This window comes from Psychrobacter sp. 1U2, from assembly GCF_051847575.1.
In genome coordinates, this window is the sequence record NZ_JBPYDC010000015.1 from 59,140 (window position 1) to 76,449 (window position 17,310).

At 45.4% G+C, this 17,310-nt stretch carries 16 protein-coding genes; 7 read left to right on the forward strand and 9 right to left on the reverse strand.

Going from position 1 to position 17,310, the window contains the following annotated elements:
• Positions 1 to 125 precede the first annotated feature (125 nt).
• From ACS8FD_RS08730 to ACS8FD_RS08740, 3 genes are all read right to left on the reverse strand, one after another.
• A complete protein-coding gene (locus tag ACS8FD_RS08730) occupies positions 126 to 767 on the reverse strand; it encodes a MarC family protein (RefSeq protein ID WP_439275453.1) in 642 nt (213 codons plus the stop codon).
• Between the two features lie 178 nt (positions 768 to 945).
• A complete protein-coding gene (nadC, locus tag ACS8FD_RS08735; protein ID WP_439275454.1) occupies positions 946 to 1,806 on the reverse strand; it encodes a carboxylating nicotinate-nucleotide diphosphorylase in 861 nt (286 codons plus the stop codon).
• Between the two features lie 221 nt (positions 1,807 to 2,027).
• Positions 2,028 to 3,032 (reverse strand): NUDIX hydrolase, encoded by a 1,005-nt coding sequence (locus ACS8FD_RS08740; protein WP_439275455.1) that lies wholly within the window; start codon positions 3,030 to 3,032, stop codon positions 2,028 to 2,030.
• Positions 3,033 to 3,351: 319 nt separating this feature from the next.
• On the opposite strand from ACS8FD_RS08740, the gene nadA reads away from it, so the two are divergent.
• From nadA to ACS8FD_RS08755, 3 genes are read left to right on the forward strand one after another with little or no spacing between them, the layout of a single operon-like run.
• Positions 3,352 to 4,491, forward strand: coding sequence for a quinolinate synthase NadA (gene nadA / locus ACS8FD_RS08745; RefSeq protein WP_439275456.1), 1,140 nt, complete (start codon positions 3,352 to 3,354; stop codon positions 4,489 to 4,491).
• A gap of 1 nt (position 4,492) precedes the next feature.
• Positions 4,493 to 6,373, forward strand: a complete 1,881-nt coding sequence (gene nadB / locus ACS8FD_RS08750) for an L-aspartate oxidase (protein ID WP_439275457.1) — start codon at positions 4,493 to 4,495, stop codon at positions 6,371 to 6,373.
• A 59-nt stretch (positions 6,374 to 6,432) separates the two neighbouring features.
• On the forward strand, positions 6,433 to 7,404 hold the full coding sequence (locus ACS8FD_RS08755) for a phosphatidate cytidylyltransferase (RefSeq protein WP_439275458.1): 972 nt from the start codon (positions 6,433 to 6,435) through the stop codon (positions 7,402 to 7,404).
• Here the strand turns inward: ACS8FD_RS08755 and ACS8FD_RS08760 are convergent.
• Complete coding sequence (locus tag ACS8FD_RS08760) at positions 7,386 to 7,511, reverse strand: hypothetical protein (protein WP_439275459.1); 126 nt, start codon at positions 7,509 to 7,511, stop codon at positions 7,386 to 7,388. The genes ACS8FD_RS08755 and ACS8FD_RS08760 overlap by 19 nt on opposite strands.
• 228 nt (positions 7,512 to 7,739) lie before the next feature.
• Between ACS8FD_RS08760 and ACS8FD_RS08765 the strand changes: the two genes are divergently transcribed.
• Positions 7,740 to 8,651, forward strand: coding sequence for a LysO family transporter (locus ACS8FD_RS08765; protein ID WP_439275460.1), 912 nt, complete (start codon positions 7,740 to 7,742; stop codon positions 8,649 to 8,651).
• Between the two features lie 110 nt (positions 8,652 to 8,761).
• Here the strand turns inward: ACS8FD_RS08765 and ACS8FD_RS08770 are convergent, their stop codons facing one another.
• The 3 genes from ACS8FD_RS08770 to ACS8FD_RS08780 are packed head-to-tail and all read right to left on the reverse strand — an operon-like array spanning position 8,762 to position 12,021.
• The gene (locus ACS8FD_RS08770) at positions 8,762 to 9,373 is read right to left on the reverse strand and encodes an OmpA family protein (RefSeq protein ID WP_439275461.1); all 612 of its coding nucleotides are present in this window, start codon (positions 9,371 to 9,373) and stop codon (positions 8,762 to 8,764) included.
• Between the two features lie 28 nt (positions 9,374 to 9,401).
• The gene (locus ACS8FD_RS08775; RefSeq protein ID WP_439275462.1) at positions 9,402 to 10,676 is read right to left on the reverse strand and encodes an FAD-dependent monooxygenase; all 1,275 of its coding nucleotides are present in this window, start codon (positions 10,674 to 10,676) and stop codon (positions 9,402 to 9,404) included.
• 46 nt (positions 10,677 to 10,722) lie between these two features.
• Positions 10,723 to 12,021, reverse strand: coding sequence for a UbiH/UbiF/VisC/COQ6 family ubiquinone biosynthesis hydroxylase (locus ACS8FD_RS08780; RefSeq protein WP_439275463.1), 1,299 nt, complete (start codon positions 12,019 to 12,021; stop codon positions 10,723 to 10,725).
• A 435-nt stretch (positions 12,022 to 12,456) separates the two neighbouring features.
• Here ACS8FD_RS08780 and ACS8FD_RS08785 point away from each other — a divergent pair, with 435 nt between their 5' ends.
• Positions 12,457 to 13,575, forward strand: coding sequence for a PhoH family protein (locus tag ACS8FD_RS08785; protein WP_439275464.1), 1,119 nt, complete (start codon positions 12,457 to 12,459; stop codon positions 13,573 to 13,575).
• A 117-nt stretch (positions 13,576 to 13,692) separates the two neighbouring features.
• The gene (gene ybeY / locus ACS8FD_RS08790; RefSeq protein ID WP_439275465.1) at positions 13,693 to 14,247 is read left to right on the forward strand and encodes an rRNA maturation RNase YbeY; all 555 of its coding nucleotides are present in this window, start codon (positions 13,693 to 13,695) and stop codon (positions 14,245 to 14,247) included.
• A 23-nt stretch (positions 14,248 to 14,270) separates the two neighbouring features.
• Here the strand turns inward: ybeY and ACS8FD_RS08795 are convergent, their stop codons facing one another.
• Together ACS8FD_RS08795 and ACS8FD_RS08800 are read right to left on the reverse strand one after the other, a co-directional pair.
• Positions 14,271 to 15,149: a mechanosensitive ion channel family protein gene (locus ACS8FD_RS08795; RefSeq protein ID WP_439275466.1), complete on the reverse strand. Its 879-nt coding sequence runs from the start codon at positions 15,147 to 15,149 to the stop codon at positions 14,271 to 14,273.
• A 51-nt stretch (positions 15,150 to 15,200) separates the two neighbouring features.
• Positions 15,201 to 16,088 (reverse strand): energy transducer TonB, encoded by an 888-nt coding sequence (locus tag ACS8FD_RS08800; RefSeq protein ID WP_439275467.1) that lies wholly within the window; start codon positions 16,086 to 16,088, stop codon positions 15,201 to 15,203.
• Positions 16,089 to 16,372: 284 nt separating this feature from the next.
• Between ACS8FD_RS08800 and ACS8FD_RS08805 the strand changes: the two genes are divergently transcribed.
• On the forward strand, positions 16,373 to 17,176 hold the full coding sequence (locus ACS8FD_RS08805) for a hypothetical protein (RefSeq protein ID WP_439275468.1): 804 nt from the start codon (positions 16,373 to 16,375) through the stop codon (positions 17,174 to 17,176).
• The last annotated feature ends 134 nt before the right edge of the window (positions 17,177 to 17,310 follow it).

The window sequence follows — 17,310 nt, forward strand, 5'->3', positions numbered from 1 at the left end:
GTTACAAAGAACTCACTTGCTGATGGGCTTAGGGCAGGATATTATTTTATGGCAAAAGCACTTAGGCATTAAGCGTAGGGTCTTTTGAACAGGTAAGTGCATCGATAAACGAGTCGATAAAACAATCACAATAGAACAGGAAATAGGCTGCGTAAAGCATTGACGATGATTTCAATTGAAACGGCCGCCAATAGCATACCCATAATCCGGCTCATAATATTAAGTCCGGTATCACCTAATAAGCGACTAATCCGACCTGCTGCCATTAATGCTAAATAACAAAAAATACTGATCAACACGCCGGCTATGAGGATAGCGGATATTTGCAGAATTCCAGAAACTTGCGATGAGTAGATGATAACGGTTGAGATACCGCCAGGCCCAATCATCATCGGAATGGCTAGTGGCACCACTGCCGCAGCTGTCGTCGGCGGCGCACCCTGCACATGATCAACATCGAAATTCTCTTGATCGGGCTTAACCGGATTACCCTCGCCGTTCATCATATTGAGGGCAATCAAGAATACCAAAATACCCCCCGCTAGCTGAAACGAGCCGATAGAGATACCCAAAGCTTTTAGTAGCGTCTCGCCCACTAAGGTAAAAAAGCTAATGGTAATAACAACAGTCAAACAAGCGATGCGCGCGACTTTGCGGCGATTAATCATCGAATAACCGCGAGTCAAATCTAAAAACAAGGTCAAGGCGCTAAAAGGATTAATCAGCACCAAAAAAGCTAAGATAATTTTGATAATTTCAGTATTCACGGCGCGCTCGCTTGTTTTGGATAAACATCGGGCAAAAGATAAGGCCATCGTGCGATTGCAGCGATGACCCCGTGTTTTTTCAATGGTGCTATTATAGCATGACAAGAGAAGCAAATTAAATCACTAACTGCCTTTAAGTGTTTCATTTTAAGATATTAATTAAGGCATCGCTAGTCGCTTAAGCGCTAAAATCTAAACCGATATCTAGCGCGGTCGTGCTATGGGTCAAATAGCCCATAGCGATAAAATCAACTCCCGTCTTCGCCGCCGCTTGCACGGTCTCAGGAGTGATGCCGCCAGAGGCTTCGGTCTTAGCGCGGCCTTGGCACATAGCCACTGCTTCGCTCAACGTATCAGGACTCATATTATCGAGTAGCACTAAGCTGACACCCGCATCTAATGCCAGCTGCAACTGCTCTAAGGTATCGACCTCCACCTCGATCGGTATCAAATGCCCAGCAAAGTCTTGCGCTTGCTTGATAGCTGTTTGAATATCGCCAGCTATAGCAATATGATTATCTTTAATTAAAATAGCATCGTCTAAGCCTAAACGATGATTGCGCCCACCGCCGCAGCGTACCGCATACTTTTGTAGCGTGCGTAGCCCAGGAATAGTCTTACGCGTACAAGTGATTTGCGCCGGATACGCAGCGATGCTATCGACGATTTGCTGAGTAGCGCTAGCAATCCCACTCAGATGAGTTAAGAAATTTAAAGCCGTACGCTCCGCGGTTAACAAATGACGCGCATTGCCAGTGACTGTAGCTAATACGGTATCGGCGGCGACGCGCTCGCCATCATGAACTTGAGCGACAAACTCTATCTGCTTATCCACCGCAGCGAACGACAATCTTGCTACGTCTATGCCGCAGATCACCCCTGATTGCCGCGCCCGAATCTGTAGCTTTGCTTGCTTATCAGCGGGAATCGTCGCTTGCGAGGTGACATCGCCGCGCCGACCTAAATCTTCTACCAATGCTGCTTGCACTAACGGCTCAAGCAGTACTTTATCCAGCGCAGGCTCTAAGTGATTATTCATCGTTTGCTCTATCCTATACTTGCTAAGAATCTAAAAACCTAAACGCTTAAAATAAGCGATAAGCACTTAAACTCAAAATGAGCATAAATATAGCGTAATGCGCTTTTATTTTCAACAAAAAATTTTTGAGCCAAAAATCATACGATAAATAAAAGCGTCAAAATCATAGACGATAAAGATTGCGTCCGAGGTATAGCCGTTCCACTATAAAATAAATAGAATCACTTGCGTTTAGGTAGTTTGCTATCCATAAGCAAACTTTGCAGTTCTATATCGTGGCAAAACCGATACAGCTTCGCTGGACGACCACGCTGAGCGCTGCTGCTCTCTCCTGTAGGCATGACAAGGTTTTGCGACTCTAGTAAGCGCCGAAAATTCTGTTTATGTAGACGCATACCCGATAGTGCTTCAACGCTTTGCTGTAAGTGCGATAACGTAAAGCTATCTGGCATCAGACCAAAGATGAGCGGGCGATATTCTATCTTGGCACGGAGCCTTGAGATGGCAGTAGCAATGACTCGGCGATGGTCATAATACATTGGTAAGCCTATCTGTTGTGTCCAGTTGGCAGCGAGCTTATTTGGCTGATAATTCGGCGCTTCTGGTACTAAGTCGGCTTCATAGAGCATCTCATAACGTAGCAGCACATGCTCTGCTACCCAGTCGCTTGTATCAGCGTCGCTAGTTTTTGTTTTGTTGTTATGGTTCTCGTCGGTCTGACGTACGCCCCAACATAGACCGATACGCTGGTGCCTTCTCTGCCGGATTGCTTCGTCCTCTGCACTATCTGCCCACTTACATAACGCCGGTAGAATCAGATTAATAATAATCTCTGGCGTACCTGCTAAGTGATTCTCCCACGGAAAATAATCGTACCAGTCTTGCCAGCTTGCTTGGCTCTGTTCCTGCTTGGCTTGCCGCTCCTGTACTAAACCTAGATAGCTGACATAGACTAAAGCATGACCATCTTTATTACGCCTATTGGTATCGACGAAGGTATAAAGCTGCTCTAAATATCCTAGCGGCTGCTGCGTTTGTTCCTCTACCCATTGCCGCACGCCGGCTTGTAGCGAGCGATGCAGCGGCATCAAAGGTCCGTTAGGTAACAGCTTACCTTGATCGACAGTGAGGACTTGCGCGTTGTTATCAGCGATAGTTATCAGTACTGCCACGACCTCAGTAGTACCACTACCTTCCTTATGCGCATGTGAATAGGACAACGTCATAATTTTATATTTTTACCCTTTAACAAACTTCGTTTATAGCTTCCATTTAGTACTGATGCAAATTCTAATGTGAACAAATTATCAACTTATAGCAGTATAACGCGATTTGCTGACTATCCTAGTCTCAGGTTGTAATTCTAGCTCGCTAAATAAGCCCTTATCTAAAAGGCTTCAAAACAACCATGCAAAATTACACTATAAAAAATACTTGTATTTATGCTCAAAATGAGCATAATATAAAACAACCCTCCCTGAGATGACCAGCTACTCCATTCTACTTCTTTTATTGATCAAATTTTTTATAATAAGGCTCACCCTTATGAAAACTTATCCCTACGACGCGCCAGTATTAAGCGCTGACAAGCGTATTGCGATACAAACCAATATCGACTACGCCAAAGCAAAACTACCTGCTGATTTGCCGCGCTCCGAGCGACTACAAGTCGAAGCTAACATCAGACAGCTCTTGCTTGAGCACAATGCGGTATTAGTGGCGCATTATTACGTCGATCCCTTTATCCAAGATCTGGCATTAGCCACTGGTGGCTGCGTTGGTGACTCTCTAGAGATGGCACGCTTCGGTCAAGCGCATAGCGCCCAGACTCTCATCGTCGCAGGCGTCCGCTTTATGGGCGAGTCTGCCAAGATTTTGAGTATGGAAAAAACGGTACTAATGCCAGACCTAGAAGCCGAATGTTCGCTTGATTTGGGCTGCCCTGTCGATGAATTCTCCGCCTTTTGTGACGCGCATCCTGATCGTACCGTAGTGGTCTATGCTAATACCAGCGCCGCGGTCAAAGCGCGTGCTGATTGGGTAGTGACCTCCTCTGTCGGCATCGATATCATTCGTCATTTGCATGCTAACGGCGAAAAGATTATCTGGGGACCAGACCGCCATCTAGGTAAGTACATAGCGCAAGAAACAGGCGCTGATATGCTGCTTTGGCAAGGTTCATGCCTCGTACACAACGAATTTAAAGCGACTGAACTGACTCAGCTTAAGCAAGAATATCCTGAAGCAAAAGTCTTAGTCCATCCTGAATCCCCTGATAGCGTGGTTGCGCTCGCTGACGTCGTCGGCTCAACCAGTAAGCTGTTGCAGTCGACTTATGAGCTGGACGCTGATACTTTCATCGTCGCAACCGATCTAGGTATCTTGCATGAGATGCAAAAGCGCTCGCCTAATAAGCGTTTCTTAGCCGCGCCGACCGCCGGTGAAAGCGCCAGTTGTAAGAGCTGTGCGTTTTGTCCTTGGATGGCGATGAATGGTCTGCTAGGCATAGAACAATGCCTGCTTAACAATAGCGGCGAAGTGACGCTGTCAGAGGAATTAGCGGCTGCGGCTAGCAAACCTTTACAGCGGATGCTAGATTTTGCCTCGGCTAGAAAACAGCGCGTTACTGCTAGCGGTGACCTTATCAAAGACCGTGCGCTATTTAATAATGTGGGAGCCGCCTAATATGAGCGTAGCAGCTAACCGCAAGCCGCTTGATTTAGCAAAAGGTTATGCCTCTAAGGAGTTTATCCATACTGAGGTGCTCATTATCGGTGCTGGTTTAGCAGGACTTAGTACGGCACTGGCGCTACCAAAATCGCTAAGCATCACTGTCTTAAGTAAGGCGGCACTTGAGACTTGCTCCAGCCACTATGCCCAAGGTGGTATCGCTGCGAGCTTAGCCAAAGATGATAGCTTTGATGACCATATCAAAGACACCTTAATCGCCGGTGCTGGACTGTGCGCGGCAGATAGTACCGCGAGTATTCTAAAAGCCGGAAAACAGGCAGTGCAATGGTTATGCGAGCAAGGCGTGCCTTTTACGCTAGTGGCTGACAATAGCCATAGTGCCAATGCGGCCTCTCGTCTACAGCCCAATTTGACGACTGATGATTTGCATTTAACCCAAGAAGGGGGGCATGGTTGCCGGCGGGTGGCGCATGCAGACGATGCAACGGGTCGCCATATTATGGAAACTTTGACTACTCAAACACACGCTGCTAGCAACATCACTATTCTGCCTTTTCATGAAGCGCTACACTTATTAACGGATAAAGAAGATAATCGCTGCCAAGGTGCTATCGTTTTTGACCATAACAGCCAGTGCCAACGGACCATTTATAGTAAAGCGGTAGTCATGGCTAGCGGCGGCCTCGGTCAACTCTTCGCTCGTGCTAGCGCTCCTGATATTTGCGTCGGTGATGGCGTGATGATGGCGTGGCAAGCCGGTTGCCGATTGGCCAATTTAGAATTTGTGCAGTTTCATCCGACGGGTCTTGCTTTGAGTGAGTCGAGCTTCTTAATATCTGAAGCGCTGCGCGGTGAAGGCGGTCGTTTGTATTGCCCAATAACAGGCCAACGCTTTATGCTAGAGGTTGATGAGCGTGCTGAATTAGCCCCGCGAGATATCGTCGCCCGCGCTATTGCCGAGCAAATCAGTAATAATGGCTTAGGCTACGTGCACTTAGAGGTCAGTCACTTGCCTGCGCCATTTTTGCGTGAGCACTTTCCGCAGATTTATCAAACGCTGCTAGCGTTAGGGATAGATATCACTACTGACCCTATCCCCGTCGCGCCAACGGCCCATTATAGCTGCGGTGGTATCGTCACCTGCGATCAAGGTCTGAGCGATATACCAGGGTTATACGCTGCCGGTGAAGTGGCATATACCGGTCTGCACGGAGCCAATCGCTTAGCTAGCAACTCATTATTAGAATGTATCGTCGTTGGCCGTAAAGTCGCTAAACACCTGCCAAACTATTTGATTGATCATATCTGGTCTACGCCTACTGTCGCAAACATCCAACCTATCAAGATCTCAGAGGATACTCTTTTTCATCAGTCTGCGAGTGCGGTTACCGATATTAATGCGGTTGCTATAGCCGCCTCATTAAAGACGCTCATGACCACCGATATGGGAATCGTGCGTCATGCTAAGTCCCTGCAGCAAGCGTTATCGCAATTACAACAGTGGCAGCAAGCGCTTAAAGCACTTAGCGTAAGCGTTACCAATCACTCACAAAGTCGAGGTGATCTGAGTCACTGCTTAGCAGCTACAGAAATAACTTCTGAAAATTTATCCCACTTCAGGCTTATCCGCCAATTACAACTGGCAATCTTAATTGTGCAATCCGCCCTCCAGCGTCACGAGAGCCGCGGCGGTCATTATCGTCAAGACTATCCTACTTTGGCCGCTAAGCCTTTGGTTAGCGTTATTCAGCCACATATCAATGATAAATTTATTATTCATCAAACCACCCATTATTGTATAAATACAAACGCTTCTGAGTCAATGCTTGCTGATAGTGGTTTTAATGAGTCCTTAGTGACGCTTGCCCCTATTTAATCGTGGCCTTATCTAGTATAGTAAGTTAAAGATACAATATCTTACAGAGTGAGTCACCAATGAGCACTGATACGCTATTTGTTATCTTACTTATGCTTACCGTCAGCTCGGTTTGGGCTCTATTAGCGATACCGAAGCTACGTGCTCGTTTGCCTACGATTTACCTCATTACGCGCTCTTGGTGGTTGATGCTTACCGCATTGTGTAGCTGCTACCTTATTGCCAAGATAGACAGTAGTACTCATCGCTTCGATAGCAATTATCCTTATCAGTGGCTGTTAGTGGGCTTTTTTGTGCTTATTGGCTTACGTGGTAGCTATGAGATCAGCCGTCTATGGCGCTCTGAGAGCAAATCTCGGCTGATTAGTAAGCTACAAGCCCGCGGTCTACAGCCCAATGCTCTAGCGTTACCCATCTCTCAAAAACAGCTGATAGCAGAAGACTCAAGCAGCACATTTTCTAATAGCACTTCTAGCTCTAATGCTACTAATGACCCTCTGGCTGGCAACAACACCCAGCCTTATATCTATCTCAATCTACTAGACGGGCTCTTTAGTGGTGCTTTTATTTTGCTCATTGTCAGCTTAGTGTTTTTACAGCAGCTGACTTGGCACCGCAGTCAATATGGGGTGCTATTATTCGTATTGTTTGCCAGTCAATTCAATGACATCGCCCAATATTTATGTAGCAAACTGTTTAAAGGCCGACTGTTTAAGCGAGGACTTGCTCCTAGGATTAGTCCGAATAAAAGCATCGAAGGGGCTTTTTTTGGCAGCCTATTAGCAGCATTATTAGCCAGTCTTTTAGGAGTTTGGTTGACACCATTTGCCTGGTGGATTTGCCTGCTCAGCGCTTATGGTCTTGCCGTTAGTGGTATCGCAGGCGACTTATTAGAGTCCGCTTTTAAGCGCCAACATGGGGTAAAAGATACCGGCACGATGCTATCAGGACATGGCGGGGTGTTAGATCGTATCGATAGTTTGTTGATTGGCGTACCGATATTCACTGTGGCTTATTGGCTACTCGGGTAAATAGGCTTAGCAATCTTGGTATCACTATGGCCGACCACACTCACCTGCCAGCCAATGATTCTGTACTGCAAGGGCAAAGCTAGACCTATGCCACTAGTACCACCCACGACTATTAACTGAGGAGTGCTTTGGCTTCCTATGTTTTTTTTCGTTTATGATTTATTGAAGTTGGACAGTTTTGTATATCTTACGGTCTCAAACACTTGGTAAGCTGATGGACATCTCGCCACTACAGCCGTTTTTATCCGCTAAACTTATTGCTTGTTATGGTACAATTGCCGGCTTGTAAAAACGTTGTGAATGTCTAACAGTACCTGCTATTTCGAGCCTGTCCTATGCAAAGCCTAATCACCCTTGTCTTAGTGTTAATGCCGATGTTCATTGGCTTTGCCATTCCTTCTAATCCAAAGATGACGATCTTCGCCGATAAAGGTTTGTCTTATCTAGTCTTTCTTATCTTAACCTTAATTGGTATCGAGCTATCACAGGTAGAAGGATTAGGGAGTCAAATAGGTGAGATTGCGCTGTATGTCACTATATTGTCGATATTGACCATAGGTACGGGGCTGTTTAGCCTAATGCTATTCGATCACCTAAAACCTTGGCAAGCCAAAAAACCAGTCGCCAAATCCAAAGAGCATCGGGTCAGTATTCGGGGTAGTCTAGCGCAAGTTTTTTGCGTCATGCTAGGTATGATCATCGGCTACCTCTTGCCAGCAGGCTATCTGCCACCAGAAAACACCATGACTATCTTGCTGATGATCTTGATTTTATTAGTCGGTATTGGTCTTAAAGGTTCAGGCATTACTTTGAAAGAAGTGCTACTTAATAAGCGCGGCGTGGAGATGAGTGTTATTTTCACTTTTTCGGTGTTGGTTGGCGGTTTACTCTTTGCTTTACTGTTTAGTGAAGTATCATGGACCAAAGGCTTAGCACTGGCCTCAGGCTTTGGCTGGTATTCACTATCCGCTATCGTCATGACCGATGCTTATGGTGCTATTTGGGGCAGTGTGGCGCTATTTAATGACTTGATAAGAGAGTTTTTTGCGCTGATATTTATACCGGTCTTTATGCGTAAATACCCCTCAGCGTCGGTGGGTCTCGGCGGCGCGACGAGTCTCGACTTTACTTTACCGATTATTCAGCAATCTGGCGGCTTAAAGGTCGTGCCATTAGCCATTAGCTTTGGTTTTTTGATTAATATTGTCTCTCCAGTACTGATGGTAGTGTTTTCGGCATTGGGGTAAGTGAAGATTTAATAGTCGCTAATTCAGCTAGTGGCTAAGATCGATAGCAAATTTACTTAAAACTCAACCTATTAATTTTTATATGAGTTGCTTGATGGGTTATAGAATGCTTAATCTATAGGTTCTTGAGCTAGCCCATAAACTCGGCGGTTCATAGACTTACCTTCTTCGGTATCAGAAGAGACTATAGGCCGTTCAGCACCATAACTAAAGGTGCTTAGACGATTAGGATTAATTTGATGCTGCATTATGAGATAGTTTTTGACGATAAGTGCCCTATTTCTTGCTAGAGAGTTGGGGCGCAATCCTGCGTCTGAGGTTTTGTCTACTTCATCTATTGAAGCATGTCCCTCAATACGCATAGTTGCGGTCTCATACTCTTTAAGCCTTGCTGCGACTTTATCAAGCTCAAGCTGATGCTCTGCTGATAGCTCACTACTACCCTTAGCAAAAAAAGCTCGGTACTCCATTTTTAAACCTATCCCCATACCGGTAAAAGGACAGCCCCTTTCGTCTATTTTTATATTCAATGGGGTAGCTGGACACTCATCTATATCATCAAGGACACCGTCAGCATCTGAATCAGGAATATCTGGTATCAAAGTAACGATATTCTCGTATTGAGATATATCGTTAGACGGCACAGTGGTAGCAGTTTGACAGCCTGTTAATACTAAAGCGCTTACTAAAACCGTCACTGTATTCAGTAGCTTAATTCTCATAGCCTACCTTGTCCTTGAGCTATTCATCCTAAACCCCACTTGCCTGCATTGCAAACAAGCGCATCAAAGGTTTAATCTTACTGACGCGGTACATGCCTTCGCTACGCAGCTGCTGAATAGGACGAGTTTGTGCCAACTCTCCAGCAAATAGCCAATTCAGCAGCGAAAAGCTATGCATCATCAGGCTATTATGCGGACGACGCAAGCGCTCATAAGTGCGTAGGGTTTGCGCACTGCCCCAAAGAGTGTTACCGCTACGCTTATAGTCGTACTCTAGTTGCTCAAACAGCGCCTTAACATCGAGCATGCCTAAATTAAGACCCTGACCTGCTAATGGATGCACGCCATGCGCGGCATCGCCTATCAAGACTAAATTATCAGCGATATAACTTTTGGCTTGCTGCGCAGCAAGCGGGAAACTGGCGATAGATTCGATTTTGTTGATTGCACCAAGCTCATAATTGCTCGCGGCAGCTAATTGCTCGGCAATGTAACTTGGCTTCTCTTCCAAAAGGGCTAACGCTTGATTGCGTGGTAGTGTCCAAACTACCGACTGCCAATGTTGTGAATTGGCTTTATCTTCCTCAGTGATATCCGCTAATGGCAATAATGCCAGCGTACCTGTCGGTAGCATCGCTTGCCGTGCAGTAGCAAGATGGGGCATGGAGGTTTGAATCGCGCAGCAAATGGCTGTTTGCTGATAGTCCAAAGTATCAAGCTCAATAGCGGCATGCTTACGCACAAACGAGCCGCGACCGTCAGCGCCCACTAATAAATTTGCACTAATACTCTCGCCACTCTCAAGAGAGACTTTATACCCTGATTGCGCCCCTAGCCAGTCCATATTGACTACTTTTTGGCCTTTGATAACGGTTAGATAATCGCTAACATCGTCATCATTTAGACGCTGCCAAAGTGCATGTTCGATAACTAAAGGCTCGACCATACTGCCTAGCATAGCGGCGGGCTTAGCCTTGCTTTCATCATCATTATTATCATTATCGCCAAATAACAGCTCGCCTAAGCCGTTGAGCTGCCAAACCTGCATTTGCGAGTAATCCGCTTTACGGCCACTAGCTTGAATGTTTTGCCAAGCGCCGACTTCTTTAAGCAGATCAATACTGGCAAGACTCAGCGCATAGACCCGCGCATCGCGCCGGCTTAATGCCTCTGTCCAAGACTTATCATCACGCTCAGGGGTCGCATCAATTAAAGTTACCGGCCTTTTCGCTTGTGCTAGTTTCAAGGCTAAAGTCGCGCCGACGATACCGCCGCCGATGATTAAGCTATGGTTGTTTTTCATAAATACTTCCTAGGTTAATAGCTATTCATACTTCGCGTAAAACAAATTAAGACTTAAGCCCCATCGCATAAGTAGCGACTAATGGTTTGATATTAGGCAGCTTATCAAAAGCCAATAAGGCCACGTTGCGTGCCAGCTTAATCGCTGGATTGGGATGGGTGAAGCCATGCACCACCGCATCACAGAAGCGAATGACCCGTTTTTGATCGCTTTGGCGCGATTTTTCATAGCGTTTTAACATCTGCTTATCACCGATATCCGCGCCTTGGTGCACTTGCTCACTTAGCATTTGTGCGAGTACATGAGCGTCGCGCATACAGAGGTTAAACCCCTGACCTGCCACCGGATGTAGCGTATGCGCGGCATTGCCCATAATCACGCAGCGGCCTTTAACTTGCTGGTCAGCGAGCACTCGTGTTAACGGATAAGCGCCGCGACGACCGGCTTTGATAAAGCTGCCCGCGCGCTCGCCAAACGCCTGCTGGAGCGTCGCCAAAAAGTGCGCGTCGTCCTTTAAATATTGCTGCTCTTCACCCTTAGCACAGACCCAAACCACCGAACGGCGGTAGCCTTTTTGATACTCATCATTACCATCGCCTTCAGGATCAGTCAGTGGTAAGACAGCTAAGGGTCCGGCGGGGCTAAAGCGCTCAATCGCCACATGATTGTGCGGCATAGAGGTTTCGACCACACCGACGATAGCGGTTTGCCCATAGTCATAATCAGTTGTGCTTACCCCTAAAAGCTGACGCACCGTCGAATCGCGCCCATCACAAGCGACCAACACGCTGCCTTGCAACTGCTGCTCATCCTCAGTGCCATCATAATAGTTAAAGGTCACAGTAACGCCATCCGCTTGCTGTTCAACCGCCACCACATCAGCATTATCGATTAAGGTAATCAGTGGCTCATCCTGCGCCGCCAATAATAGCTTACGGCCGAGCCAAGCATTTTCCATCACTTGCCCGAAGGATTCGACCTTTTCCTCTGCCTTGTCGAGCTGCGCGCGCCCAAAGCTACCTTGCTCGCTGATTTGTACCGCATCAATCCGGCAAGCATGGCTTTGTAGCTCCGACCATAGCCCTATCTCTTGGTAGATCTGTACCGTTCGCCGTGACAAAGCGGTGTTACGACTGTCTAGATAATGACTACGCTTGGCATCGTCTTCGGGACCAATCTCAGGATAGCTGTTTTTCTCAAGTAAGGTACTCGCGATGCCATGATGCGCTAATAGTAAGGCAAAAGATAAGCCGACATGACCGCCACCGGCGATAAGTACTTGTTGATCGGTAACGGTGTTAGGGTCGATATTAAGCTTCGCGCTATGTTGTTCAGGTTTTTGCATCATTATTCCTATTATAAAACTAAAATATTTCAAACTGACTCAAAATAAAGCCTCAGTTTTATGATTATTTTTAACTGAGTTTTTGCTTGCAGCTCAATACTAAAGAAGCAAGCTTACAAGCATTAGTAAGCGAATTAGATAGCTAATAGGTTACCACAGATTATCATAAATTCTGTGAGCTTAACGCTACTTAGCGCGACTGTCAGTTACGCTATCAAGTGACTTATAGACCCAGCTAACTCAATACTTTTATTCGCACCTAAGTGCTGTCAACTCTTCCTTCGGATCGTTGCAATCGACATACAAAACAGTTGCCACCAATAGCGCTAAAGGCTTGAATTTAAAATATTATCAACCATAATAAAGGATATCTCTTAACTTATTACATTATTTTTTGCTCACTAAATGAAGGGCATTTATTACAAGGATAATCGCTTGACTGAATCCATTAGCCGCAATATAAAATTTGAATTTTTGACCCAAGCTCAACTAAAAACCGTACTAGGTGAATACAATAAACATCTCAAATATATTCAAGATCGCCTCGATATCAAGATTAGCCAGCGCAAAACTGACTTTTGTATTAGCGGCGATATCACAGGTGTCGAGCGCGGTGAGCGCATTATATATAAGCTAGTTGACGAAGCGCAAAACTCAAAAGACATCAGCGCCGAAGAGCTGCACCTTATTATTCAAGCCAGTCTGTCTCGTGATGAAGATATGGCTTATGACCAAAAGAACACAGACGATACCAACGCTAATAATAGCGAAAATGACGATGATTTAGACGCAAGTGACGAGTTTACGCCTATTAGTCTGCGCACTCGCAAAGGCAAAATCATACCGCGCGGTGGCAATCAGCAGCGCTACGTCAAAAACGTCTTGACCTCTGATGTCTCCTTCGGTATCGGCCCTGCAGGTACCGGTAAGACTTATCTGGCGGTAGCGTGCGCGGTCGATATGATAGAGCGTAATGAGATTGAGCGTATCTTGCTGGTGCGTCCGGCGGTTGAGGCTGGTGAAAAGCTAGGCTTTCTCCCAGGGGATCTCGCCCAAAAAATCGACCCTTACTTGCGCCCATTGTATGATGCACTCTACGAGATGCTCGGCTTTGAAAAAGTGGGAAAAATGATTGAGCGACAAATCATTGAAGTGGCGCCATTAGCTTATATGCGGGGTCGTACGCTCAATAACTCCTTTGTGATCTTAGATGAAGCGCAAAACACCACTCCTGAGCAAATGAAGATGTTTTTGACCCGCTTAGGCTTTGGCTCACGCGCCGTTATCACGGGCGACATCTCGCAAGTTGATCTGCCGCGTGGTACTAAATCAGGTCTGACGCAAGCCTTGGATATATTGAGCGGCATAGAAGAGATTCATATCACTAAATTTGACTCAAAAGATGTGGTCCGTCACCATCTGGTACAAAAAATCGTTGAGGCTTATGATATCTTCGATGGGGAACAATTAATCATTGATGAAAAGCGTAAGCAACAGCGCTTAGCGGAGCAAGAACGTAAACAGGCAGTTGCTAACGCAGCCTCTAAGCTTTGATGGTCCGATTAAACTCTTAGTTATAAGAACAGACGCAACAGTACTGCAACCAGATTATTAGTAATCTGGTTTTTTATGCTTAAAAATACTTAGGCAATCTAAAAATAAGGTTAGGAAATGACGCATCGCAATGAAATAGACATCAGCGCCAATGATAGTATTAACAATAATCTAATCGATGAGTTCTATAACGAAGAAGCGCTGCACCATGTGCTGTCAGCGACTTTGGCTTATATCGATGAGCGCACTGAAGACGGTTTGAGCCTACCCTACTTTGCAGATATCGATGCAGCCTTGTGGCAAAGCAAAGCTAAAGCCTTAGATATCTATATTACTGATATGGTGGAAGGAAAAGCATTGAATCTAGAGGCGCGCGGTAAGGATTATGCCACCAATATTTTATCTTATCCAAGCGAGCTGCCTGTTAGCGTCATTGATTTGATGCCGAACTTGCCGTTAGGCGAGCTGATCATCTGTCATGAGGTGCTCGTGCGTGAAGCAAGCGAGCAAAATAAAAGCCTAGCGCAGCACATTAGCCACTTAATCATTCATGGCGTTTTGCATTTACTAGGCTTCGATCACGAGCTGGGACAAGCGGAGCAAGACGAGATGGAGCAATTTGAGATTGCTATCTTAGCTCGTCTTAATTTGCCTAATCCCTATTTGTCTTAACTTTTAACCCAGATAAGCACTCTTTATGATTTTTCATCCATTGGCAGCTTTTGCGATTGATCCATATTATTCATCATCTGATCAAGCCCCTTAATATGTACGCTGCGCTGCGGGAACGGAATATCGATTTTTTCGTTGTCAAATACTTCTTTGAACTGCTCAAGTAGATCGCACTGCATCGCCCACCAATCAGCATTCGTCGTCCAGACGTTTAGCGTGAGATCCACTGAGTTGTCGCCTAAGTTGGTCACTCGTACGATAGGCTCAGGATCATTGAAGGCAACTGGGTTTTCTTTAGCTAATCTTAAGATCAGATCTTTAGCGGTTTTGATGTTGGCATCATAGCCCACCCCGATAGTGATATCAACGCGGCGATTAGGTAGCGCCGTATAGTTCGTAACCGCTGAGGTAGTGATATCACTATTGGGAATAATAATGTCATGGTTGTTAATCGTGGTCATATGAGTATTGACTAATGTAATCTCCGCCACCGTACCGGTATAGCCACTAATCTGTACATAATCCCCTTTAATAAAGGGTTTAAAAGTGACGATGATAATACCTGCAGCAAAATTAGACAATTGATCTTTTAAGGCTAAGCCAATAGCAACGGCAGCGCCCCCTAAAATCGCAACGACAGAAGTCGTATGGACACCGACTTGGTTTAACGCCGCTAAAGTGATAATGACCAATAATACGCCGTATAACAGTCGGCTCAAAAAATTGGCGGCTGCTACCTCTAAACGACCACGTACCATAAGGCGATTGCTAAAGGTAACTAGTTTTTTGGCAAGCCAGCGGCCGATAATAAAAATGAGTAGTGCGAACGCCACTTTAAACACTAAGGCGATGGCACTACTCGTCAATGTCGCAACGTCAATAGTAAATCCTAAAAATTCCATAATGATCCTGCTCTTTATAATTTTGTCGATGAATATTGATAATAAGGACTCTTAGTAAGTGACTTCGATTTTATCACTATAACGATAAGTACGAATGAGTCTGAGCTCAACGATATCACTCATATCTTCGGTGAACTTCCCAAAAGGCGCCGCTTGACGCACAGATTGCTTCGCCGCTTCATCCAAAATGTTAGAATTTGAGCTTTCAAGCAAACGGATGGCTTTGATATTACCATCATTACTGATAATGACCATCAAGCGCACCTCACCGGTGATGCCTTGTACTCTCGCCTGTCTTGGATAATGCAAATTACCCACGCGCTCGACATGATCGCGAAAAGTCTCTATATAATCTGCCGCCGCGCCGCGAGTGGTAGAGTTGCTATCGAGAGTGACTACTTTGGATTTTGTCGCATAGACTTGCTGACGCTGAGATAACTGCGCCTCTAGCGTGGCGATCTGTTTACGCAAGCGCGCCTCTTGCGCTCTGCTATCGTCTTTTGCTTGCTGTTCGTCATTATCGGTATCGTCACTCGCTTGCCGCCAGCTTAAAGTGGTGCGCAAGTAGCTTTCTTGATATTGTTGTTGTCGCACTTGCTGCTGCAAATTGATAACATCTTGGGTTTCACTGATTTGCTCAGCTGAGAGTGGACTGGTTTGCGCGCTTTCTTGCCGAATCTGCTCAGCCACAGTGCCGCCGCCTATTTGCGAAGCATTAGCGATATAGTAGGCCTCTTCGTTTGGCTGCATATTATCACTCAGTGCTTTTGCCACATCTTGTATCATAGCGGCAGGATGACTGCCCATCGAGAAGCTAATGCCAAAAATAAGCAGCACATGCACGCCAAGCGCAATGATAATCGCTACCGGCATACTAAAGCTGCGAGTAGGCGCTTGGCTTGAGAAATGATAACTTTGTGAATCTTTAATATGCGCCACGGCAGCTCTCAGCTGAAATCAATAAATCTGATGACTGGATAAAGGTATAAAAATGACTGGGCTATGATAACACGAGCGTCAAGCAAATGTTTATTGCTGATCTAACGCAAGTTTAGTTTTCGTTTATGTCGAGCCGGACGACAATGACTGATAATATATAGTTTTAAAAACGCTTGTTGGTGTTATTTGCTAAAATGAACGCGCATGCGTTTTTTGCCTAACACTTTTGCTATATACTGGCTTTTATCTGCTATTTTATAGCCCGTTTTGTCGCCTGTTTTATAATGATAATTACAAGGATATTAAGTTTGACTGATTCTAGCAACTTTGATGACTTTTATGATTTCGCTGATGCTATAGGAGAGCGTTTTAACCAGTCTTTTAACGAGGGCTGGGATAGCCTGACTGCTACGATAAAAAAACTATATGACAAAACCTCTGACAAACTAGAGGATGAAATTCCACTACCAGTCGCCCAAAAGTACGTCAATGACGCTCTACAGAAATTTGTCACCGATAATGTTAAAGCGATCTTAGAGCTACGAGTGGAGCTGCATGATAACTGGTTTCGTCTGTTCTGTACTGTCGATGTCGCCGGTATCTACGCGGAGGTCGCCAGTAACTTCAGCCTAGTGCACGTGCAGCTTGATCGTAATGTCCAACGCTTCGTTTTTGGTCAGCAGACTTATACCGATGTACTCAACCTGCGCTGTGACTCTTTTATCAAGCGTCAAGGTATCAAAATGCTTATCTGGTTTTATCATAGTGTGCTAAAAAAGGACCCTTTAGGCTTCATTCTGACCTATATCAATATTGCTCGTGCCAAAGACGAGATTATCTATTTGGATATTCATCGCTGGCTAAAAAATAATAAGAAAATAATGAGCGCCCTGCACAAAGTTCAAGTCAATTATGGTGACGTTGAGGAAGAACAATTAGTACTCAAAACTCAAGTCAACTATCGCGACTTATTAGCTAGCAACGGCGATGATATTATTAGCGAAAAAGACAAAGTCGATGATGAACCTGAATTAATGCAAGGGCCTATCAACCCGATAGACGATGCGACCGAGCCCAGTCAAGAGTAAAAGCTGCAATAACACCCCTTGTCTCATAATCGAAAACCCCACTCTAAACACTTAGAATGAACTGACCCCCAAATGTTGGACGGTTTATTTTATAACAAGGACTGAGTTCTGTATTGCACAGGACTCAGTCCTTT